The sequence below is a fragment of the Pseudoalteromonas sp. P1-26 genome, from assembly GCF_001401795.1.
Taxonomy (GTDB): domain Bacteria; phylum Pseudomonadota; class Gammaproteobacteria; order Enterobacterales; family Alteromonadaceae; genus Pseudoalteromonas.
The window spans coordinates 22267-42638 of record NZ_LKDX01000029.1; the positions used below are offsets into that span (position 1 = coordinate 22267).

Genomic DNA, 20372 nt, shown 5'->3' on the forward strand with positions numbered 1-20372 from the left:
ATTTTAAATTGGTTGCTGAACTTGCACGACCGTTTTACCGAAGTTTTCACCATTTAACATTGCATTAAAGGCGTTTAGGGTATTTTCAAAATCAGCTTCAAGGTGTTCTTTATATTTGACTTTTCCCTCGCTTAGCCACGCTTGCATGTCTTTTGCGAATTCATCATAACGGTGAGCGTAATCATCAAAAATTATAAAGCCTTGCATTTTAATTCGTTTGGTAAGGATTTGACCCATAAGCATCGATAAACGGTCTGGACCTGGGGGTAATTCGGTCGCATTATATTGCGACACTAGCCCACACAATGGCACCCGTGCTTTTGTATTCAACAGGGGTAACACGGCATCAAATACATGGCCACCGACATTTTCGTAATAAACATCAATACCATTATTACACGCTGCGCTTAACTGCTCTGCAAAATCATTTGCTTTGTGATCAATACAAGCATCAAAGCCTAGGTTTTCAACAGCATGTTGACATTTTTCTTTACCGCCAGCTACGCCAACGACCTTACAGCCTTTTAATTTAGCTATTTGCCCTACAGTTGCACCGACAGGCCCTGTAGCTGCAGCAACCACTACTGTTTCGCCCTGTTTTGGCTCACCAATATCTAAAAGCCCCATGTAAGCGGTAAAACCAGGCATACCCATAATACCAAGTGCATACGAAGGGTTTTCAGGGTTTTTCCCCAGTTTCATTAAGCCTTCAGTGTCGCTTATTGCGTATTCTTGCCAGCCTGTGTATGCCAATACCCACTCGCCCTTTTGATAATCAGGGTGGTTCGACTGCTCAACTTGGCATACGGTTGCGCCTACCATCACATCACCAATCTTTACAGGATCAGCGTATGATTCAGCATCGCTCATTCGTCCTCGCATGTAGGGATCAAGTGATAGATAAATTGTTCTAAGTAATACCTCACCATCTTTTGGCGCAGGTACTGAGTTTGTTTTTAATACAACATTGTTATCATTCGCTACGCCATTTGGACGCGATTTAAGAATATATTGACGATTTTGAATATCAGACATACTAAGCTCCTTTTGCCAGCAGTAAATTAAGATACGCCTTTAACGTTTTGCGGGCATAACATTAAAAATCAATACTAAAATTGTAATTGCTGAGTAACACGCTCATTATAGGGTTATTCACGGTTTTGAACTGGTTATAGGAACGGTGTATGCTAAATCTAGTTTAAGCTTATCAAAAGGATTGATATGAAGCGTATTTTACTATTGATTGCAGCGGTTTTTGCAACCTCTTTGCAAGCCAACACTGATGTACTATCGGTGGATCCGGTCATGCTCTCTGGCAGTGCTTTTTCATTTGAGAATGATGCCAAGCGTTACCCTAAGCAAAGCCAATTTAGCATTGTCCATAGTGTATTAATGAGCAGTGAAAGTGGTCGCCGTTTAGCGGTTGTGACGATTGAAAATAAAGCATCGGGATCGCGAATTCTTCAGGCTGACCATATTATGGCGCTGTTTGCCGATGGGCGTCGTGTTCATCCTCAGAGCTTTGACGAAGGTATTAAGTTAGATGATGGCGAAAAGCGTTCTTTGACCTTATCTTTTGGCGAAAACGAATACCCGATTTTAGCGGTATACACGAGTTTAAATGAGTAAAAGGAAGTCCTATGAAACGACTAAAGCCACTGGCAATAACACTACTTTTAAGCTCACCGTTAAGCTTTGCAGTTGATAGCCAAGACTTTGTTAAAGATAACGTTTTTACGCAAGGCGTTGAAGGGCCAACCATGTATAACGGTGCCTTATACGCGGTGAACTATGCCCAGCAAGGAACCATTGGCCGCGTTGATAATATGGGCAAAACATCTTTATTTGTGCGGTTGCCGAATGACAGCGTTGGTAATGGCCTCCAGTTTGACTCACAAGGTAATTTGTTTATTGCGGACTATGTTAACCACAATATTTTAAAAGTCCCTGCTGGCAGCAATAAAGCAGAAGTGTTTGCCCATAATAGTAAAATGAATCAACCCAATGACATTGCTATCACTAAAAACGGGGCGCTGTTTGCAAGTGACCCTAACTGGGCGGAAGAAACGGGTCAGCTGTGGCGTATAAATGCAGATGGCAGCACCCATTTACTCGAAAAAAACATGGGAACCACCAATGGGGTAGCGGTTAATCACGACAACACCAAGCTTTATGTGAACGAGAGTGTGCAGCGAGTTGTTTGGCAATATGACTTAGATGAGAACTTAAACATTAGTAATAAAAAAACTTTGATTAAGTTTGCTGATCATGGCTTAGATGGCATGCGCGTTAATAATCAAGGGCATGTGTTTATTACTCGCTACGGCGCAGGGAAAGTGCTTGAAGTATCGCCTACGGGCAAGCTCTTAAATAGCTACCAATTAAAAGGCCAGCATCCAACGAATTTGGCTTTCAACGAAACGCAAAACAAAGTGTATGTCACCATGCAAAAGCGCGGTGCAATAGAAGTCATTGAGCTTTAGCCTTGTTTTGCTCGCGCAATCGCGGCAGTGATTGCCGCTTTTGCCTGCGGACTATTCTTCCAGCAATTTGAATGTAGCATCGACGCGACTCGCTCAGCAATGGTATTTGCATCAAACCCGGCTAACTTCTCAAACGATTCAATACCAATTTCTTCAAACCGTTTTATCACTGTTGGCCCAACACCTTTGAGTGCTAAAAGCACGCTGCGCTCTTGCTCGTTAAATGGCATGTGTTACTCCTTATAAATCCTTTTTTTGGTACTTTGCCATATTAATTGTGCATAGCAAGTCTAATTTTTAGGTAATAAAAAAGCGCACCGGGCAGGGTGCGCTTGAGGGGATCAATCCTGTGTAGCTAAAACAGTAGGATTAATTAAAAGCTTGGGGCATATCTCAGTGAAACACCGACTGAGCGGCCAATCACACTATAATCACTTACGGTGTTAAAGTGGTTTGCGCCTACTTCAGGTGTTGGTGGTTCACGGTCTAATAAGTTATCGACACCAAAGTTAACAGCAAGTTCCTCATTAACTTGCCATGCAGCAGCAAAATCTAAGTAATTTTGTGCTGAGATTGTTTCTGAACGGTCGACAGCATACTCTACTTCACCGATTCTGCGCCAGCCAAGTTGGAAATTCATGTTATCTAACTGCCAATCAATGCTTGCGCGGTGTTTGTAGTCAGCTTGCAAGATACTCGCAAAGTCACCCGAACAGGCGCTGCCATAAGTTCCTTTACAGTCTACTTCAGGTACAGTGCTGTTGTTCTGACGGGTTTGTTTAGTAACAAAGTTACCTTGGTACGAAAACCTAAAACGACCACCCATTTGCTCTGGTGCATCAATCACATAATTTGCTGCAACGTCGATACCTTCTTGCTCAATAGCGGCTAAGTTAAAGTCATTAACGATGGCTGTGCTAATAAAGCCAGTGTTTGGATCGCGAAGTACCGCACCACACAGTGGGTTGTTTGGATTCGGGTCATCAACATAACAGCTTTGCAGTGCTGCACCAGGTTGAATTTGGCTTACCGCATCAGTTACGCGAATACTGTAGTAATCAAGTGATAAATCAAAGCCTTCTAAATAGCTAGGTGTATAAACAATGCCTAATGTATCTGATTCAGCTTGCTCAGGTTTAATATTCGGGTTACCACCATAGGTGTACTCTGCGGTACTTGAATCAAACTCGGTGCCAACAGGCGGCGCACCAAACGCAGCACATTGAGTTGCATCACCGGTGCCCAGTAAACATGGATCGCCGTTATAACGCCCTGCTAGTCGTGGCACAAACTGGTCGCTATTTTGGTCGAATAACGATAACGATAGCGCTGTGATTGGGCTTGCAAACTCACCTAAGTTAGGTGCTCTAAATGCGGTTAAGCGGTTGGCGCGAATACGAATGTCGCTGTTTATTGCCCAGTTGATACCTAGTTTGTAAGTGTCTTCTGCTTCGGTATTTGAGTAATCAGAAATACGGTAGGCACCTTCAAAGCTAAGCTCTTCAGCAAAAGGTTTATCAACTAAGATAGGCACTAAAATTTCAGCATAGAACTCTTCAGAGCTAAAGCTTGCATCCATATCAAATGCGCTGATAGACGCAAAGCTGGTGCCGTTTCTAAATGCATCACCTGGAGTTTGTTTTCCGGTTTCTTTACGGTATTCATAACCAATTGCAAAATCGATAGCACCGGCTGGTAATTCAAATAAGAACCCAGAATCACCTGATAGTGTTGCTGAGATCACACTTTGTGTACGGTCGCGAGTCGTATAAAGCAGCGGATCGCTAAAGTCGCTGAAATCATGGTTTGGATCAAAAATATCCACTGAATTTGCAAGGGCAGCAAAGCGACTATTACCGCTGTTATCATTACGGTATGCGTTGTTGTAAATGGTGGCTACTTCGTCAGTTTTGCCATACTGGCCATATACGTCATAACGTAAGTAGTCAGTAATATCACCTTTTAAACCCAGCTGAAATTGCATTGAGTCACGCACCGCTTCGGTGTGTTGCACACCTAAACCTAGGTTACGTTCAACATTAACAAGGGCATTGCCTTCGCTATCAAACGTAAGTTGGTCACGTAGTTCATCAGGAATATAGGCGTTGTCTTGCGTGAGGGTCACTTGTTCGTTAACAAAAATCGGTGTTTGGCCACTGGCACCCGCACCATTTACGGTCACTTTAGAATACATTGCGCGGCCATAGGCAATGGCACTGTCGCTCACATCGACGTCAAATAATAAGCCCGCAGAAAAACGGTCCATCGGTTGAGTTAAATAACGGTCAGCTGTGAAATCAGTTGTTTGACGCTCACTTGTTACAGCACCTGAATCAGCAATACCGATGCTGTTGCCAGAGGCAACGTCAGTATAATAACCACCGCTGTTGATCATTGCCGTTGAGTTTTCAAGCGCGTAGTCACGCTCGCCAGCTAACAGCTCTTTTCGTTCGGTGTAACCTATGTAGCCTGTTACATGGCCGCTACCATCTGCGATGTCGCCGCCAAAAATTGCTTCAAAGTTAAGCTTTTCGTTACCGCCGTCGGCACTTTCATAACTGGTTGAGAACTCAGCGCCAGTAAAATCATCGTCTAAAACAAAGTTAACAACGCCGGCTACGGCATCTGCGCCGTAAACCGCTGCTGCACCACCGGTTAATACATCAACGCGTTTTATTAATCCGGCTGGAATGGTGTTCACGTCAACCGAGTTACGAAAACTAAATGGTACTGCGCGAGTACCGTCAATAAGTACCAACGTACGGTTTTGGCCAAGGCCGCGTAAATCTATGGTTGATGAGCCAAATGAGTCACCGACTGTGGCACCGGTGCTGTTGGCACCTGCTGCAGCTTGAGGCAGTTTTGCGGTAATATCTTCAACGTTCACTGCACGGTCTAGGTGAATTTGTGCTTCATCAACGCTCACCACTGGGCTACTTGAAACCAGCTCGGTACGTTGAATACGTGAACCTGTTACGGTGATCACTTCAGGTTTTTTTACTTCAGTAGTTTCTTCTGCGTGGGCATAACTAATTACTGAACTTACAGCGAGAGCTAAAGGTGATAGCAGCAATAGCGAGCGATGCCCTGTTGATGTATTTGCTTTCATGATGATTCCCTTGCGTTTTATCATTTAAATCAACGCAGGTTGGTGTCTGACCTAGACCATTTAGTTAATTTAATGAGTCATACTTTTTGTTATGATGCTTGTGTGTTCTCCTTTTGGGGAGCTCACCGGTACAGTTTTAAAGCAATTTAAAAGTCTTTGCAATAATTATTCTTTAAATCTATTATTTTAAAATATAAACTATTCCAAGTCGTCAACCCGCTTATTTACATCTAATAAGCTGATTTTAAGTGATTTATTTATGCATCAACATATTGAAAAACTGTATTTAAGCGCAAAAAAAGAAAGAAAATTAATAATTGGTCTAATGAGTGGTACCTCGTTAGATGGCCTTGATATCGCGCTATGCGAAGTATCAGGGCAGGGCATGGATACTCATGTAGAAGTATTAAAGTTTACTACCGTTGATTATGACGATGATTATAAAACACGTGTAAAACGAGTATTCGCCAAACGAGAATGTGACCTTGAAGAAGTCACTTTGCTTAACCCTTGGATTGGCCAATTACATGGTGAAATGGTTGCCAAAACGTTAGCCAGCTGGGGAGTAGCAAAAGAACTTGTTGATGTGATTGCCAGCCACGGGCAAACCATTTATCACTGCCCAAAAAACCAACACAAGCGTGCAGAATATGGTAATGCAACACTACAAATTGGTGACAGCGATCACCTAGCCGTGACTTCTGGCATTACTACCATAGGTGACTTTAGACAAAAGCATATTGCAGCGGGTGGCGAAGGCGCACCGCTTGCGGTATATGGTGACTATTTGTATTTCACAAGCACCAGCGAAAACCGAATTTTGCTTAATATGGGCGGCATTGCAAACTTAACCTACTTACCAAAATCAGCAGATGCACGAGCGGTTTTTAGTTCTGATATTGGCCCAGGTAATACCATTATGGATGCCTACATACAGCGTTATTTTGCTCCACTTCAATATGATAAAGATGCTGCTATTGCAGCAAAAGGCACGGTAAATGAAACTTTACTAGCTGCGCTGTGTGATGATTCGTTTTTTGCTTTAGGGCTTCCAAAAACCACCGGGCCAGAAGTGTTTAATCTAGAGTATTTAGCAGCAGCACAAGCACGCTCGAATACACAGAGTTTATCGCACTTTGATGTGATGGCAACCTTAGTGCAGTTTTCAGGGGTAATGATTGCTAAAGCAATTAACCAATGCAGCGAAGGCTTGACCGATGTGGCTGTATACGCCAGTGGTGGCGGGGTTCATAACCCATTATTAATGAAAACTATTTTGGCTAATTGCCCAGCGCTTTCTGTGATAAATAACACCGATTCGTTGGGCATAAACCCAGATGCAAAAGAAGCCGTGTTATTTGCTATTTTAGCGAACGAATGTTTGTCGGGTGGGCAGCAACGCTTTGGTAATACCGAGCAAGGGATCCCCGATATTACCATGGGTAAAATTAGCTTTGCTGACTAAGCCAAAACGCTCTAGAAAAAAGCTAAAAAGCTTGCGCCAAGATTACTGATGTAATGGCGTAAGCCATTGTTTTTAGATTGATCGCCAGTTAGCAGCTCTGGTGATGTGCTTGCTGCAATGCTGACATCAAATTGGGCGCTGTCTTTAAGTGTTGCATGCATGCCGTGTAGCATTAATTGCAAAACAAATTCACCACTGTGAGTAACACCCTCTAACGTAAGCATAATAACGTGCTGATCTAGATCGTGCTGCGTTAAAGTGTGCGCAGTAAAATAGGCCGATTCACGAGCATCAGGGCGTGTCGCGCTGATAGAGATCACGTCATCTTCATGGGCATCATCTGGCAGCACACAACAAAATACAACACGCTTTTGCTCATTAGCCGCAAAATGCAATTGTTCATATTCCATAGTATGCGCAAGCGCAGCACATAAAGGATCTTCACTAGAGGGGAGTGCAAACGAAAGTTGCACCAAGGCACTGTCCATTACTTCTTCATTACGTTAGCTGATTAAATTAGCGTCAATTATTGATCAATTAGATGACAGAATTATGACTATTGTCATATTGCGGATTATTTATTTCAGAAACAGAGAAACGTTGAATGTTTGATTCGTTTGGTCGGATATAAGTCTGTATCTTTTGGTTGTTGAGCTCCTATTAAAAAGCTAAGAAAAAACAATATTTCGTCCTCTTCTTTTTGCCTCATAAAGGTGTAAGTCGACTCTTTTGGCTGCCTGTTCTGACGTTTCGTTTGGTGCAATTTCTATAACACCTAAGCTTATCGTTGCGCTTATAGACAAAGATGTATGTTCCTTTTCGGCAACTGAAAGTCTAATACGCTCGGCAATATCTTTTGCATGCTCTAAAGATTGATTCTCAAGCACGATTAAAAACTCTTCGCCGCCGACACGACCTACCCGATCAGAACAACGGACTGTTTGTACAATCGTATTGGTTATAGATATGATTAATTCATCACCAATATCGTGACCGTATTGATCATTGACCGCTTTAAAATGATCAATATCGATAGAAATCAAAGAGCTTACTTGCTGATTTAGTTTGTTTTGCACCATGACACTTCGTTTTAAATTCAATATAGCTCTTCGATTTGCTATGCCTGTTAGTTCATCTTTTAAAGCGAGTATTTCAAAGTACTTTTTCTGGCGAACTTGTTTGAATGTATAAACGGCGAATAAGAGTAAGCACAAGCAAGTGACCATCACAGTTAAGCCTTGCCAAAAAGATTTATCTTCGGCCACCGCTAAAAATTTTTGTTGTAGCTTTGACTCATGCTCTAAACGAGAAATCTCAAGGATCTGCTGTTCATAATTAAAGTTTAATCTGGCAGATATAAGCGTGTTATTTGCGATAGCTTGTTGTTTATCTTTAATTAAAGCGATTAATTGTTGTTGAGATGTTATTTGTAAGGAAGTATCTCCTGTTGCAGCTGCAAGCTGCGAGGTTAAATTTAAATAACGCTCCTTTAAGCTCTCGGGCCAATATTGTTGTTGCCCGGCTATCTTCTCATAAGATGTAAGGGCGGCTTGCAACTGATAGGTAGCCAAGTACCATTCTGATTTAGTAAAGTTGTATAGTGTCAAAATCCAGCTGTCAGTAACCGAGAGCGTGTTCAACTCAGTTAGATATGACTCACCCTGAGATAAGCTATTAAGTTTTATATTGAGTTCTGTCAGTTTAATTAATATGTAAGCATAGCCATTTTCGCTTTCGAAACGACGAACATCTTTTTTTATCGACTCGTATAGCTCAACTGCCTTTATTAAGTCGCCTTTTTCTTCATAGGCATACGCGAGTTGATCCGCTACTTTGTACTGCTCTTGCTCATTGAATTTCGTTAACGCTAATTTGGCTCGCTGCAGTTGTTCAATTGCAAGTTCATAGTTGTACAACGCTATGTGAATATCGGCAATTTCTTTTAATGCGAGTGCTTTTTCGTAGTCATTACCTGCTTTTTCAAATAACTGATAAGCCGTTTTAGCAGAGTCGAATGCCTCTTGATAGTCGCCTTTAGTTAACTGAATACGGTTAAGTACTATGTGAGCAAGAGCAATGATTGACAATTTTTTTGAAGAGGTTATTTCGTCTACTGACGGCGTGTTAATTATTGGTTTTAAGTGTTCGAGAGCTTTCTGGTAGTTACCTTGCGTATACTCTTGGTTTGCTTCACAAACAGCAAGTTCCTGTATTAAGTTTAAATTGTTTACTTGTTGAATGATTGGTTTGGCTGTTTCTAGAAATTTTTTATATTCATTAATCCCGTTTGGGGTTGATAGATTAGAAAACCAACATTTAAACGCCATTACTTGCGCATCATCTAGCACATTTTCATAAGGCATTTGCTTTTCTAATCTAGCTAAAATTTCGACAGATTCAGAATATGTTGTATAGCCGTGAAGAGCACGGCTGATTTCACTCTGAACATCCTTTGCTGTCACATTGGTTGCAAATAGCAACAAGCACAATATCCTTATCATTTGAGCATTACTCCATACAGCTACTCTGATGCCAATCAATGATATTTTCTTATAATTGCAGCTAGCTTAGCATAATGAAATTGTTGCTTATAAGATTTTATGTTGAAAAAATATAAATAATTTAATGCTTTAAGCTATGGTTGGTTACTTTTGGGATTTGAAAGCAGCTCAACACAAAGTAATGGAATTGTGTACCTAAAATGATATGGTTACTTTAAATAGTTTTAATTAAAAGGATGTTTTTTTTCATGTTAAACAAAATATTACTTTGTAGTGCTTTGTTATTTTCTGTTACAGCACTGGCTGAAAGACCAGATTATTTTAATGATGAGATAGAGCAAGAGTATCTCGCGGTTTTAAAGCATATGGACGAAATGATGCCGCAAACCGATGTAGAGCTTGCCTATTTACCCTCTTTTTACCCGTTTAGCATCTTTGATATACATGCCACAAAATTTAAAAATGACAAGGATAAGCAAGCGTTCACTAACTTTAATTTAGGAGTGCTTGGTAGTCAGTATTTAAATGTTGAACAGCAGTTCGGAACAAAACTTCCTAATTTATTTATTTGCAAAAAAGATCAGTGTACTGAACAAAGGCTTAAGTTAATTAGGCCGTTTTTAGATTTATCAGAGGAACAAATTTTAGCATTTAAAAATAGCCAAAATTTGAAACTCATACAGCAATCTGCGCCGCACGTTTACCGTGTTAACAATACTTTTTACTCTCCTACTCAATTGTTAAGCTATACACCATCAACATATGCGGGGTTTGTACCATCTGCCGATTATAAAACTCTATCACCCGGTGAAGCCCCTAGCTTGATGGAGCTATCAGCCGATTCACAAAAACTCAGAGATTTAATGGTTAAATTTAAGGTTGCAGCAGTAACAAAAGATGAGTATGACAACATTAATGTGATTTTCGGTGGTCTTAGTGATAATCATTGGGGAGTGGTCCTTTTAGATAAATATAGTATACCTAGGGAAGGCGATAGGAATGCTTTAGGCCTTGAGTACGAAATAATCAAACCACTCTCCAAGACAAGTTTTTATTATCAAACTAATTAAACCAAGTTTTATCAACAAACAGTTATCAATGGAGTAAACAATGGGGTTGTCTGAAAATAACAAACCAAAGCCCCATAGTTTTGTGTTGAAAAGTTTTGGATTAATAGCACTTTTTGTATCTTTAACAGGATATGCCACCGAGCAGCAAATTCAGCAGCACGTAGATGCGTTTATTCAGAGCCAATATAAAGATCACTTCACAGAGTTAGTTTCTGATGATGAAATTGGCCAATTAAAGCGTTTTTATGAGCATAGTGATGGTAGAGTCTCTATATTTTGGACTTATCAAACAGGCAATGTTTGGTTAGAAAAACTGACTCTCATTAAGGTGCAAGATGATGGATATAGCGAGTTGTCGTCTATTTCTTTTAACGGCGTAGTAGATAGTACGAAAAAGATTGGCGAACAGCTTGTTATACAATTAAGTACATATGATGAGAGTGATCCTCGTTGCTGCCCCAGCAAGAAAATCACTTTACGCTACCGTATTTATAATGGTGAGTTAGTTAAGTTATAGCCAGATTGTTTTTCATCAGGCTATAAATTAAGAATTAGCAAATATGGTATTCGCCACGGTGTTTGTTGCTGAACATAAAGGCTTGTAACTCAGATTTAAGTACCTCGACAATATCCGTGGTAAAGGGCGTTCTGATTTCACCAGAGTCTAAATATCTCAGTAAATCAATTTCATGTTTAAGTGCTGACTGAATCGAATAACTAATTGGGTAGGTTACTTTAAACTGTTTATGCGATATCACATTGTCGTGGTTTTCAATCTCAACATAGAAAGTTAATTGCTCATCTTCTTCGCAAATGTCGCTACAGGTGCCTTGCTCACGAATACAATCCAAGACAATATTTCTGATGAAAATATCAAATTCGTTCATATTAATCCCTCAATTTTTGCCCATCCACTGGGTACAACTGAAATCTAGCAAAAAATAATTAATCTAGCCAACTCAATTTTGCATCTTTTGGATTAACTCTTTCTGGGTAGGTTGATTTAAAAGTGCTAGGGGGAGGGGCGTGGTCAGTTTATAGGGGGTAATCCTTAGGGATTGGTCGTTAGGGGATAGGATGCGCGAAACACGTTTCACGCCTACGTTGTAGCAGCGGCTTTATGCTGCGTCATTGATAAATTTTTAAGAGAAACGAGATACGATGGGCGAGGTAAAAACGCGATGTAAAATCGCTGCTACACAATCAGGTTCAGACTAAATTTAAAAACTGACGGGCTAAAGCCCGACCTACAATGTAGGTCGTCATTTATGGCGATAAGGGTTGAGGTAGACGTGCACCTCGCTCCTCGCACCTTGACCCTCGCATCTCGAACCTCGAACCTCGATCCTCGCAACTTTCCCCTTTCCCCTTGAAACTTGCTAACTCAATTACTAATTTCCCCCCTAACAATCTCTGCGCCTTTACTTAGCGCACTAAGCTTGGCGCTTGCTATGTGGCGAGGGAGAGGGGCCATACCGCAGTTTGTGCATGGGTAAAGCTTGTCGGCATCAACATATTTTAGGGCTTCGCGTAATGTGTGTGCCACTTCATCAGGGGTTTCAATTTCATTGCTTGCTACATCAATGGCACCCACCATCACCTTTTTACCGCGAATGAGTGCTAATAGTTCAATGGGCACGCGAGAGTTGTGACACTCAAGAGAAATAATATCGATATTCGACTTTTGAAGTTTTGGGAATACTTCTTCGTATTGACGCCATTCATTGCCCAGTGTTTGTTTCCAATCAGTGTTGGCTTTAATGCCATAGCCGTAGCAAATGTGCACGGCGGTTTCGCACTTTAAGCCTTCGATTGCTCTTTCTAGGCACTTAATGCCCCAGTCATTAACATCATCGAAGAACACATTAAACGCAGGCTCATCAAATTGAATAATATCAACACCCTCAGCTTCGAGCTCTTTCGCCTCTTGGTTGAGAATTTTGGCAAATTCCCACGCTAGTTTTTCACGGCTTTGATAATGCGCGTCATACAAGGTGTCGATCATGGTCATAGGCCCTGGTAATGCCCACTTTATAGGTTGCTTGGTCTGCGAACGTAAAAACTTGGCGTCTTCAACAAACACGGGTTTGCTGCGTGACACCGGGCCAATCACACTTGGTACACTGGCTTCGTAGCGATTACGAATGGTCACTGTTTTACGGTTCTCAAAATCAACGCCATTTAAGTGTTCGATAAAGGTCGTTACAAAGTGCTGGCGGGTTTGCTCGCCGTCGCTCACGATATCAACGCCAGCTTGTTGTTGCTCTTGTAAGGCAACGCGCAGCGCGTCTTGTTTGCCGTCGATAAGTTCTGCACCTTGCAATTTCCAAGGTGACCATAAGGTTTCAGGCTCAGCAAGCCAAGCTGGTTTTGGTAAACTGCCTGCTGTCGATGTAGGTAATAACTTTTTCATTTTTACTCTCATTAAATTGCGTAGTTGGCAGACCATTTTTCAAGTACTGATTGATAAGGCTTAATAAAGTGTTGCTCAGTAAACTTACCTTGCGCAATCGCCAGTTGGCTGCGCTCTTCACGGTCGTAAACAATTTGCGTGATAGAGTGATCAGCATTTCTTAAATTTGGTTGATAGCAACTACCCGCCACAGCATTGGCGTTATAAATTTCTGGACGGTAGATTTTTTGGAATGTTTCCATAGTGCTAATCGTGCTGATCAACTCTAAGTTGGTGTAATCGTTCAGCAAGTCACCAAAGAAATAAAACGCCAGCGGAGCAACAGTGTTTGGTGGCATAAAATAGCGCACCTGCAAGCCCATTTTTTTAAAGTATTGCTCGGTTAATGACGACTCATTTGGTAGGTACTCTGCACCTAAAATTGGGTGTTGGTTTTCTGTACGATGGTACGTTTTGTTATCAGACACGCTTAAACAAATAACCGGTGGTTTTTTAAAGTGCTGTTTGTAAGTCTCTGAGTCAATAAAGTATTTAAAGAGTTTGCCGTGTAAGTCGCCAAAGTTTTCGGGAATGCTGAATTCGCTTTTCGCTTTATTATGATCAAGCAACAGTACACTAAAATCATAATCACGCACGTAAGATGAAAAGTTATTACCAACAATACCTTCGATACGTTCATTAGTTTGGTGATCAATGATATTAGTTTTTAGCACTTCAATTGACGGGAATGCCTCTGTGCTATGTGCAATTTCTAGATCAACTGAGATGATCTCAAGCTCTACTGAGTAGCGGTCGCTTTGCGGGTTATCCCAGTTAGCTAGCGCATTAAAGCGGCTATCAATCATTTTTAATGCGTTACGTAAATTCTGTTGGCGACTTTCACCGCGAGCTAGGTTTGCAAAGTTTGTGGTAAGTCGTGTGCTATTTGACGGATGATAATTTTCGTCTAGGCAAATGCTTTTAATTGTAAATCTGAAATCGTTGTTCATGGCAATGTATCCAAAAGTCCTGAGATAAATGATTGCTGCTCACCTTCCTTAAATCGCTAGGTCATTAACCTTAGGTTGCTCTGCAGCGTAAAATACTAATAAATTTATACGTGCTCAGTATCATGAAGAAAAACGTTTTTATTTCAGGTAAAACATGAGACAGATTCATAAATATTTGCTGTTTTAGTAAAACATTTAGGAAGGGATAGTGAAAAAATACTTCAAAGCCATTTTAGACGTCTGGATTTCCAAATCGGTTTGTTGGAGTTGCAGTAATTTCATATAAAACGTGAGTAATATTCACTACTTAACCCTACTTTTGAGAACAACCCCGTACTTTATTGTTGTTATACTCGGTTCCCTAAACCAACAAAGCAGACAAATACAATGAATGAATTAATCGTGCTTATTATTGCTTGCGCCATACTTGGTGGCGGGGTAGGCTTTTTAGCTGGGCTCTTAGGAATTGGTGGAGGCCTAGTTATTGTGCCCATATTAAGCATGATCTTGCTGCACTTTCAGGTGTTACCTGCTGAGCAAGTTGTGCTGGTGGCGATTGCTACATCGCTTGCCTCAATTCTTTTTACTTCAACGTCATCAGCTATCGCTCACCACAAAAATGGTAATGTGCCTTGGCAATTGGCTCCGTGGGTGATGACTGGGGTTGCACTAGGCGCTCTTATCAGTGGCTTTTTGGCTTCGCTATTACCTGCAAATGTGGTGCGAATTGTGTTTGCTGTGAGTGTAGTGCTTATTGCATTAAAAATGATTTTCAGTAGTAAAAATGACAGCCAATCAACACGAATGCTACCCAATAAAGGCCTTTTGACACTTTATACAACCATCACGGGTGGTCTATCAGCCATGATAGGTATTGGCGGTGGTGCGGTACTTGTGCCGTTACTAACATTTTTCTCGGTCGATATGAAAAAAGCCATTGGTTGTGCTTCGGCCTGCGGTATTGTCATTGCGCTATTTGGCTCAGTGGGTTACATCAGTTCAGGCAGTCAGTACTTTACATTAAAAGAGGGCTTTGCCGGTTTTGTTTATTTACCGGCCTTGTTTGGTATTGTTTGTACTTCGTGGTTTACCGCACCATTAGGTGCAAAAGCAACGCATCATTTGCCTGTGTCTACCATCAAGAAAATCTTTGCAGGGCTTTTGGTTATTATGGCTGTGAATATGCTTACTAAATAGTGTTAACTATTAAATCTACTTTGCGATTTATTTAAAGTTAGGAGTGCTTTTTAAACCAACACTCAAAAAACTCTATAAACGCTTTCACTTGCCGAGGTTGGAATTGCCTGCTTGGATATATCACCTGTAGGCCGACACTTTTTTTATCGCTGTGGCTAAAGCCTCGAACATACTCATCTAGTATCAAATTAAGGTCGCCTGTTTTGAGGTCATTTTTGATATCAATGTATGATTTTAAGGCTATGCCATGGCCTTGATTTGCCCAGCGTCTTACCACCTCACCGTCTGAGCATGAAAGGTGGGGAGCTACTTTAATAGAAAAGTGCGTGTTATCTACCCCAAAATGCCAGTCATTTAGCGGTTGCCCAAGTCGCTCAAGTACAAGGCAACGATGATTTTTTAAATCTTCGGGATGCCTTGGCAAGCCAAACGATTCTATATAGCTAGGTGAGGCGCAAAGCACACGGCGGTTATTACATAGCGGGCGGCTAATCAAGTTACTATCAGGCAAATTGCCGAATCTAAATGCCAGATCAATACCTTCCTCAACAATATTGGCAACCCCATCTGTCAGTACTAAATGCGGTTTAACATTTGGGTGGTTATTGATGAATTCTGCTAATGCGGGTGCAACAAACTGGCGACCAAAGTCAGATGTTGCAGAGAGTTTCAGCTGGCCTCTTAGGCTTTGTTGCGACTCTTGAAGTATGTTTTCTGTGTTTTCGACTTCTGCTAATACTCTTAAACAGCCACTATAAAAACGTTCACCTGCATCTGTTAAGGCAATACTGCGCGTATTACGCGTTAACAATCGCGTATCGTAATTTTGCTCAATTTTATTAATTCGTGCTGTCATGCTTGCAGGCGAAAGCCCCAATTTTCTTCCCGCAGCGGCTAAACCTCCCGCTTTTACAACGTGAACAAAAAGTGCCATATCATCAATTTTTGACATTATTCTTCAGTTTTAATGAATACTTATTTAACTCTAAGGCTAATTATCAATTTAGTCAAAATAGTTAAACTCATTTCATCACTTGAAGGAGATAGAAATGCAGCTTAATCACGCTCTGCTTTTAGCAACGAATATCCAGCACATGGCTCAGTTTTTAGAGTCGTCGTTAGGCCTTAAAAAGGGGCCAAGGCCAGCATTTGGTTTTGATGGTGTTTGGTTATATGACGACTTGGATACGCCATGCATTCATATAGCAGCTAAGTTTGGGGTAAATGAATCGCAGTCTAATTACTTAACCCAAGCTTCGGTATCAACAGAAGCAGTTGGCTTATCAACGGTTGACCACCTTGCTTTCTTTGCAACTGATTATCATGAAGTTAAAGCACGGCTAGAAGCAACTTCAATACCATTCGTTGAGCGGGAAGTGCCGGCAGCGAATGAGCATCAAGTGTTTATTCAAGGGCCTGATGGCTTAAAAATAGAAATTTTATTTACACGCAGCGAGCTTATTTAAAAGGTATACATATGAAAAATAGAATATTTAATACAGACCAAATTGGTCATCATAAAACCGCAAATAAAATAGTGATGGCTCCAATGACCCGTTCACGTACGGCTCAACCAGACGATATTCCGACAAGTCTAATGGCAGAATATTATGCGCAACGAGCCAGTGCGGGTTTTATAGTATCAGAGGCGACGCAAATTTCTGCACAAGGAAAGGGCTACTCATTTACCCCCGGGATTTATACTGAAGAGCAAATCAATGGATGGCGCAAAGTAACGCAGGCTGTTCATCAGCAAAATGGACTCATTTTTTCTCAGTTATGGCATGTTGGCAGAATGTCGCATAGTGTCTTTCATCCAGACGGCTTGCCGGTTGCGCCAAGTGCTATTGCTCCCAATGCGCAAGTGTGGGTGGTTGATGAAAATGGCGAAGGCCAAATGCTTGATTGTCCTACACCACGTGAATTATCGACCAATGAAATTAAGGGCATTGTTGAAGACTATAAACAAGCTGCTTTGAATGCGATTGCAGCAGGGTTTGATGGCGTTGAGGTACATGCAGGCAATGGCTATTTAATCGATCAATTTCTAAGACAAACATCAAACAAACGTACCGATGAATACGGCGGTAATATTGAAAATAGAGCAAAGTTCGCGCTGCAAATCATTACCGCAATTAGCCAAGCTATCGGCCCAGAAAAAACGGCTATTCGATTAGCTCCTTTTATTACACAAAGAGGCATGGATGATCCGCAAGCAATCGATGCCATTTTATATCTAGCTAAAAAGTTTGATGAACTTGGCATTGCTTATGTGCATTTAGCGGAAGCTGATTGGGATGATGCTCCCCTCGTAACAGATGAGTTTAGAGTTAAATTACGTGAAAGCTTTGGTGGCAAAATAGTGGTTGCAGGAAATTACACATTAGCAAAGGCCGATAAACTAATAGGTGAAGGCTTAGTTGACTATGTTGCATTTGGCAGAAAGTTTATTGCAAACCCTGATTTACCTTATCGTTTAGAGCACAATTTACCTTTGAATGAAATATCAGATCCTACTACTTTATTTGGTGGTGATGAGCGAGGTTACATAGACTACCCAGTATATCAGGGAAATAAATGATGAAATTTTTAAAGCCAATTTTAATTGCGTCGGTGTTTGTTCTAAGCTCCTTAGGTGTAGCTCAAGCTAAGGAGGCAACATCTGTATTTTGGCCTGATGATGCTCAACTTGTGATCTCAATTTCGATGCAGTTTGAGGCAACAGCGCAAGACCAATCAGATCCAGGCCCGTTTCCACCGCAAGAGCTGGGTTATCCAGACACTATTTCACCCTCTTGGTACCAGTACGGCATGAATGAAGGCATACCTAGGCTGCTAGATTTATGGGATAAGCATCATATTAAAGTAACCTCACACATGGTTGGCCGAGCGGTTGAATTAAACCCTGAGTTAGCAAAAGAGGTCGTGCGGCGCGGGCATGAAGCATCAGGGCACGGACAAACATGGACCCCTCAATACTCTATGAGTGAAGAGCAAGAGCGACAGTCATACATAAAAAGTGCAAATATCATTGAAAAAGTAACAGGGCAGCGACCTGTGGGGTTTAATGCTTTTTGGATGAGGCATTCAAAAAATACACTCAAAATCCTTAAAGAATTAGGTTTTATTTATCATATAGACGATTTATCTCGTGATGAGCCATCGCTAACACCTGTTGGAAGTGACGACATTGTTGTTGTTCCATACACTTTTCGAAACAACGATATAGTTCGATACACTGGCAGCACAGCCATGACTGGTAAGGCGTATTTACAAGAGCTTAAAGACGAGTTTGATGTGCTCTACAAGGAAGGCAAACAACGCAGAAGAATGATGTCTATCAGTGCTCACGATAGATTAGCGGGCACTCCCGCTAGAGTGAAAGCGTTGGATGACTTTATAACCTATGCAAAGCAGCACAAGGGGGTTAAGTTTATGCGTAAAGATGACATAGCAAAATGGATTTTACGCCAAGACAATGTGCCAAAAAACTCACCTCGAACTTTTGAAGAGAATTTGTTATGAAATACACACTAACCTTTATTGCATTACTTTTATCTGGCTGTGCCTCACAGCAGCAAAAGGGTGAATTTGAGGATGTAGTAATCGCAGATCATCACTGCCCAGGGGAAATAGATCGAAGCTATAACACCACGATTTATAGCTCAGACGAACCAGAAAAAATTGGCAAAACTGAAGTCACTACACATTGCACTCCAGTTAAAACAGAAACTGAATTTGAAAGAGACTTAAGGGAGCATCAGTAACTTCTTAAAACGCCTCAAAATATGTTTGCTAAGGCTGCAATTATGCTTACTAAATAGTGTTAACGTATTAATTCGACAACACGAAAGCCGTTTGTTAATGTCAGTTAAGCAGTATTTAGGCTGCTTAACTGCCTTTTTTCGAAAGCTGTATGCGCTAATTAAGGACTATTTTTTAAGGAAAATGTTATGGAACGTTGGTGCTTTCAAGCGAGTAAAAAAACACTAAGCTCTTTATTCGTTGCTCTATCACTAATGGCTTTGCCAGTGACTGCTGAGCCTACAAAACCTCTCGAAACTCACCATGCTTTAATGGGCCAAGTTCTCAATGCAAACCAACAAGCTCCCCTTACAGGTTTTGCACTTCATGTGCTTGTTGATGATGGACATGCTTTTTCAACGGTAAAGCAAAGTAAAGAAAATGCGCCGCAAGTTATCAACCCAAATAGTTTATTTAGAATTGCCAGTGTGACCAAAACCTTTACTGCGGCAACGGTGTTACGTTTGCACGAGGAAGGAAAACTAAGCCTTGATACAACGCTCGATAAGTTAATTTCTGACGACTTTTTTGCGCTTCTTGAAAGCGATGGTTATGCCCTAGATAAAATGACGCTTAAGCAAGTGCTGAGTCATACGGCAGGGCTATACGATCACGCCCAAAGCGATCAGTATTTAGCTGGCATAATGGCACATCCGCAGCAAGATATTACGATGCGCGAGCAAATTAAAGGGTGTGTAGAGTGGGGCGACCCAATTGGTAAACCTGGTGAGCGTTTTTCATATTCAGATACCGGTTATGTGTTACTCGGCCATATTATTGAAAGAGTGACAGATTTACCGCTACCTGAAGCGGTTCGCCAATACTTAAGTTTCGATAAAAATCATATCGAAAATGTGGTCTGGGAACGGGGGGATTCGGTTGCTGTGGATGAGTCTCGACGCGTACATCAATACTTGCATGGCACCGATACTTTTAATTGGAGCCCAACTGTCGATTTATATGGTGGCGGTGGGCTTGTTGCCAGCCCAATCGGTATGGCTAAATTTTATCAGGCTTTATTTTCAGGTAAGGTCTTCAAACATCCAGAAACGCTCAAACTCATGCTATCGGTTAAAGGCTTACCAGCAGATAGCCCTTACCGTTTAGGTGTATTTGCAAAAGAATATAACGGCACCTTGGTTTATCAACATGGTGGCTTTTGGGGCACTTTGGTGATGTATGAGCCAACAACGCAGGTGGTGGTCGCAGGGGCTGTTACTCAGCAAAAAGACTACGCCCAGCTTGAAAAAGTAATGAGTGACTATTTAATTTTACAAGCAAAATCAGCACTCTAAACACGCCAAAATCTAAACTGGCGCACAGATGCGCCAGATTCTTCCT

The 20372-nt window shown here is 41.3% G+C and carries 20 protein-coding genes; 11 read left to right on the plus strand and 9 right to left on the minus strand.

Annotated elements, in window-relative coordinates; translation table 11 throughout:
- Positions 1 to 3 precede the first annotated feature (3 nt).
- Positions 4 to 1035 carry an NADP-dependent oxidoreductase gene (locus tag AN394_RS14175; protein WP_054563260.1) on the minus strand — a complete coding sequence of 344 codons (1032 nt, stop codon included), beginning with the start codon at positions 1033 to 1035 and terminating at the stop codon, positions 4 to 6.
- A 186-nt stretch (positions 1036 to 1221) separates the two neighbouring features.
- On the opposite strand from AN394_RS14175, the gene AN394_RS14180 reads away from it, so the two are divergent.
- Together AN394_RS14180 and AN394_RS14185 are read left to right on the plus strand one after the other, a co-directional pair.
- Positions 1222 to 1629, plus strand: coding sequence for a hypothetical protein (locus tag AN394_RS14180; RefSeq protein ID WP_054563261.1), 408 nt, complete (start codon positions 1222 to 1224; stop codon positions 1627 to 1629).
- An 11-nt stretch (positions 1630 to 1640) separates the two neighbouring features.
- Complete coding sequence (locus AN394_RS14185; protein ID WP_055021827.1) at positions 1641 to 2483, plus strand: SMP-30/gluconolactonase/LRE family protein; 843 nt, start codon at positions 1641 to 1643, stop codon at positions 2481 to 2483.
- Here AN394_RS14185 and AN394_RS14190 read toward each other — a convergent pair.
- Both AN394_RS14190 and AN394_RS14195 read right to left on the minus strand, forming a co-directional pair.
- The gene (locus tag AN394_RS14190; protein WP_054563262.1) at positions 2480 to 2713 is read right to left on the minus strand and encodes a helix-hairpin-helix domain-containing protein; all 234 of its coding nucleotides are present in this window, start codon (positions 2711 to 2713) and stop codon (positions 2480 to 2482) included. The genes AN394_RS14185 and AN394_RS14190 overlap by 4 nt on opposite strands.
- A 143-nt stretch (positions 2714 to 2856) precedes the next feature.
- Positions 2857 to 5592, minus strand: coding sequence for a TonB-dependent receptor domain-containing protein (locus tag AN394_RS14195; protein ID WP_054563263.1), 2736 nt, complete (start codon positions 5590 to 5592; stop codon positions 2857 to 2859).
- Positions 5593 to 5851: 259 nt separating this feature from the next.
- On the opposite strand from AN394_RS14195, the gene AN394_RS14200 reads away from it, so the two are divergent.
- Positions 5852 to 7057: an anhydro-N-acetylmuramic acid kinase gene (locus tag AN394_RS14200; protein WP_055021828.1), complete on the plus strand. Its 1206-nt coding sequence runs from the start codon at positions 5852 to 5854 to the stop codon at positions 7055 to 7057.
- An 11-nt stretch (positions 7058 to 7068) separates the two neighbouring features.
- On the opposite strand, the gene AN394_RS14205 is transcribed toward AN394_RS14200, so the two are convergent.
- Positions 7069 to 7545 (minus strand): hypothetical protein, encoded by a 477-nt coding sequence (locus tag AN394_RS14205; protein WP_055021829.1) that lies wholly within the window; start codon positions 7543 to 7545, stop codon positions 7069 to 7071.
- Positions 7546 to 7725: 180 nt separating this feature from the next.
- Complete coding sequence (locus AN394_RS14210; RefSeq protein ID WP_082423000.1) at positions 7726 to 9558, minus strand: GGDEF domain-containing protein; 1833 nt, start codon at positions 9556 to 9558, stop codon at positions 7726 to 7728.
- A 248-nt stretch (positions 9559 to 9806) separates the two neighbouring features.
- On the opposite strand from AN394_RS14210, the gene AN394_RS14215 reads away from it, so the two are divergent.
- Positions 9807 to 10628 (plus strand): hypothetical protein, encoded by an 822-nt coding sequence (locus AN394_RS14215; protein ID WP_235576269.1) that lies wholly within the window; start codon positions 9807 to 9809, stop codon positions 10626 to 10628.
- 40 nt (positions 10629 to 10668) lie between these two features.
- The gene (locus AN394_RS14220) at positions 10669 to 11145 is read left to right on the plus strand and encodes a hypothetical protein (RefSeq protein WP_055021831.1); all 477 of its coding nucleotides are present in this window, start codon (positions 10669 to 10671) and stop codon (positions 11143 to 11145) included.
- Between the two features lie 34 nt (positions 11146 to 11179).
- Here AN394_RS14220 and AN394_RS14225 read toward each other — a convergent pair whose 3' ends face one another.
- The 3 genes from AN394_RS14225 to AN394_RS14235 all read right to left on the minus strand — a co-directional run bounded on the left by AN394_RS14225 (position 11180) and on the right by AN394_RS14235 (position 14030).
- A complete protein-coding gene (locus tag AN394_RS14225; protein WP_055021832.1) occupies positions 11180 to 11515 on the minus strand; it encodes a hypothetical protein in 336 nt (111 codons plus the stop codon).
- 497 nt (positions 11516 to 12012) lie between these two features.
- Positions 12013 to 13041, minus strand: a complete 1029-nt coding sequence (locus AN394_RS14230) for a methionine synthase (RefSeq protein ID WP_054563269.1) — start codon at positions 13039 to 13041, stop codon at positions 12013 to 12015.
- Positions 13042 to 13052: 11 nt separating this feature from the next.
- Positions 13053 to 14030, minus strand: a complete 978-nt coding sequence (locus AN394_RS14235) for a DUF1852 domain-containing protein (RefSeq protein WP_054563270.1) — start codon at positions 14028 to 14030, stop codon at positions 13053 to 13055.
- 387 nt (positions 14031 to 14417) lie between these two features.
- On the opposite strand from AN394_RS14235, the gene AN394_RS14240 reads away from it, so the two are divergent.
- Complete coding sequence (locus AN394_RS14240; RefSeq protein WP_054563271.1) at positions 14418 to 15227, plus strand: sulfite exporter TauE/SafE family protein; 810 nt, start codon at positions 14418 to 14420, stop codon at positions 15225 to 15227.
- A 37-nt stretch (positions 15228 to 15264) separates the two neighbouring features.
- Here the strand turns inward: AN394_RS14240 and AN394_RS14245 are convergent, their stop codons facing one another.
- The gene (locus AN394_RS14245; RefSeq protein WP_200910016.1) at positions 15265 to 16179 is read right to left on the minus strand and encodes a LysR family transcriptional regulator; all 915 of its coding nucleotides are present in this window, start codon (positions 16177 to 16179) and stop codon (positions 15265 to 15267) included.
- A 97-nt stretch (positions 16180 to 16276) separates the two neighbouring features.
- Here AN394_RS14245 and AN394_RS14250 point away from each other — a divergent pair, with 97 nt between their 5' ends.
- The 5 genes from AN394_RS14250 to AN394_RS14270 all read left to right on the plus strand — a co-directional run bounded on the left by AN394_RS14250 (position 16277) and on the right by AN394_RS14270 (position 20326).
- Entirely contained in the window at positions 16277 to 16693 is a 417-nt protein-coding gene (locus AN394_RS14250; RefSeq protein ID WP_054563273.1) for a hypothetical protein, read from the plus strand.
- 11 nt (positions 16694 to 16704) lie between these two features.
- On the plus strand, positions 16705 to 17808 hold the full coding sequence (locus AN394_RS14255) for an alkene reductase (RefSeq protein ID WP_054563274.1): 1104 nt from the start codon (positions 16705 to 16707) through the stop codon (positions 17806 to 17808).
- Positions 17805 to 18752 carry a polysaccharide deacetylase family protein gene (locus AN394_RS14260; RefSeq protein WP_235575506.1) on the plus strand — a complete coding sequence of 316 codons (948 nt, stop codon included), beginning with the start codon at positions 17805 to 17807 and terminating at the stop codon, positions 18750 to 18752. The genes AN394_RS14255 and AN394_RS14260 overlap by 4 nt, the downstream gene beginning before the upstream one ends.
- On the plus strand, positions 18749 to 18994 hold the full coding sequence (locus AN394_RS14265) for a hypothetical protein (RefSeq protein WP_054563275.1): 246 nt from the start codon (positions 18749 to 18751) through the stop codon (positions 18992 to 18994). Before AN394_RS14260 ends, AN394_RS14265 begins: the two co-directional genes overlap by 4 nt.
- A 186-nt stretch (positions 18995 to 19180) precedes the next feature.
- Positions 19181 to 20326, plus strand: a complete 1146-nt coding sequence (locus tag AN394_RS14270) for a serine hydrolase (RefSeq protein ID WP_054563276.1) — start codon at positions 19181 to 19183, stop codon at positions 20324 to 20326.
- The last annotated feature ends 46 nt before the right edge of the window (positions 20327 to 20372 follow it).

What these genes read in the sequence shown, in the direction of transcription:
- AN394_RS14175 (WP_054563260.1), bottom strand. Translation starts at nt 1,035, where the DNA reads ATGTCTGATATTCAAAATCGTCAATATATTCTTAAATCGCGTCCAAAT.
- AN394_RS14180 (WP_054563261.1), top strand. Translation starts at nt 1,222, where the DNA reads ATGAAGCGTATTTTACTATTGATTGCAGCGGTTTTTGCAACCTCTTTG.
- AN394_RS14185 (WP_055021827.1), top strand. Translation starts at nt 1,641, where the DNA reads ATGAAACGACTAAAGCCACTGGCAATAACACTACTTTTAAGCTCACCG.
- AN394_RS14190 (WP_054563262.1), bottom strand. Translation starts at nt 2,713, where the DNA reads ATGCCATTTAACGAGCAAGAGCGCAGCGTGCTTTTAGCACTCAAAGGT.
- AN394_RS14195 (WP_054563263.1), bottom strand. Translation starts at nt 5,592, where the DNA reads ATGAAAGCAAATACATCAACAGGGCATCGCTCGCTATTGCTGCTATCA.
- AN394_RS14200 (WP_055021828.1), top strand. Translation starts at nt 5,852, where the DNA reads ATGCATCAACATATTGAAAAACTGTATTTAAGCGCAAAAAAAGAAAGA.
- AN394_RS14205 (WP_055021829.1), bottom strand. Translation starts at nt 7,545, where the DNA reads ATGGACAGTGCCTTGGTGCAACTTTCGTTTGCACTCCCCTCTAGTGAA.
- AN394_RS14210 (WP_082423000.1), bottom strand. Translation starts at nt 9,558, where the DNA reads ATGATAAGGATATTGTGCTTGTTGCTATTTGCAACCAATGTGACAGCA.
- AN394_RS14215 (WP_235576269.1), top strand. Translation starts at nt 9,807, where the DNA reads ATGTTAAACAAAATATTACTTTGTAGTGCTTTGTTATTTTCTGTTACA.
- AN394_RS14220 (WP_055021831.1), top strand. Translation starts at nt 10,669, where the DNA reads ATGGGGTTGTCTGAAAATAACAAACCAAAGCCCCATAGTTTTGTGTTG.
- AN394_RS14225 (WP_055021832.1), bottom strand. Translation starts at nt 11,515, where the DNA reads ATGAACGAATTTGATATTTTCATCAGAAATATTGTCTTGGATTGTATT.
- AN394_RS14230 (WP_054563269.1), bottom strand. Translation starts at nt 13,041, where the DNA reads ATGAAAAAGTTATTACCTACATCGACAGCAGGCAGTTTACCAAAACCA.
- AN394_RS14235 (WP_054563270.1), bottom strand. Translation starts at nt 14,030, where the DNA reads ATGAACAACGATTTCAGATTTACAATTAAAAGCATTTGCCTAGACGAA.
- AN394_RS14240 (WP_054563271.1), top strand. Translation starts at nt 14,418, where the DNA reads ATGAATGAATTAATCGTGCTTATTATTGCTTGCGCCATACTTGGTGGC.
- AN394_RS14245 (WP_200910016.1), bottom strand. Translation starts at nt 16,179, where the DNA reads ATGTCAAAAATTGATGATATGGCACTTTTTGTTCACGTTGTAAAAGCG.
- AN394_RS14250 (WP_054563273.1), top strand. Translation starts at nt 16,277, where the DNA reads ATGCAGCTTAATCACGCTCTGCTTTTAGCAACGAATATCCAGCACATG.
- AN394_RS14255 (WP_054563274.1), top strand. Translation starts at nt 16,705, where the DNA reads ATGAAAAATAGAATATTTAATACAGACCAAATTGGTCATCATAAAACC.
- AN394_RS14260 (WP_235575506.1), top strand. Translation starts at nt 17,805, where the DNA reads ATGATGAAATTTTTAAAGCCAATTTTAATTGCGTCGGTGTTTGTTCTA.
- AN394_RS14265 (WP_054563275.1), top strand. Translation starts at nt 18,749, where the DNA reads ATGAAATACACACTAACCTTTATTGCATTACTTTTATCTGGCTGTGCC.
- AN394_RS14270 (WP_054563276.1), top strand. Translation starts at nt 19,181, where the DNA reads ATGGAACGTTGGTGCTTTCAAGCGAGTAAAAAAACACTAAGCTCTTTA.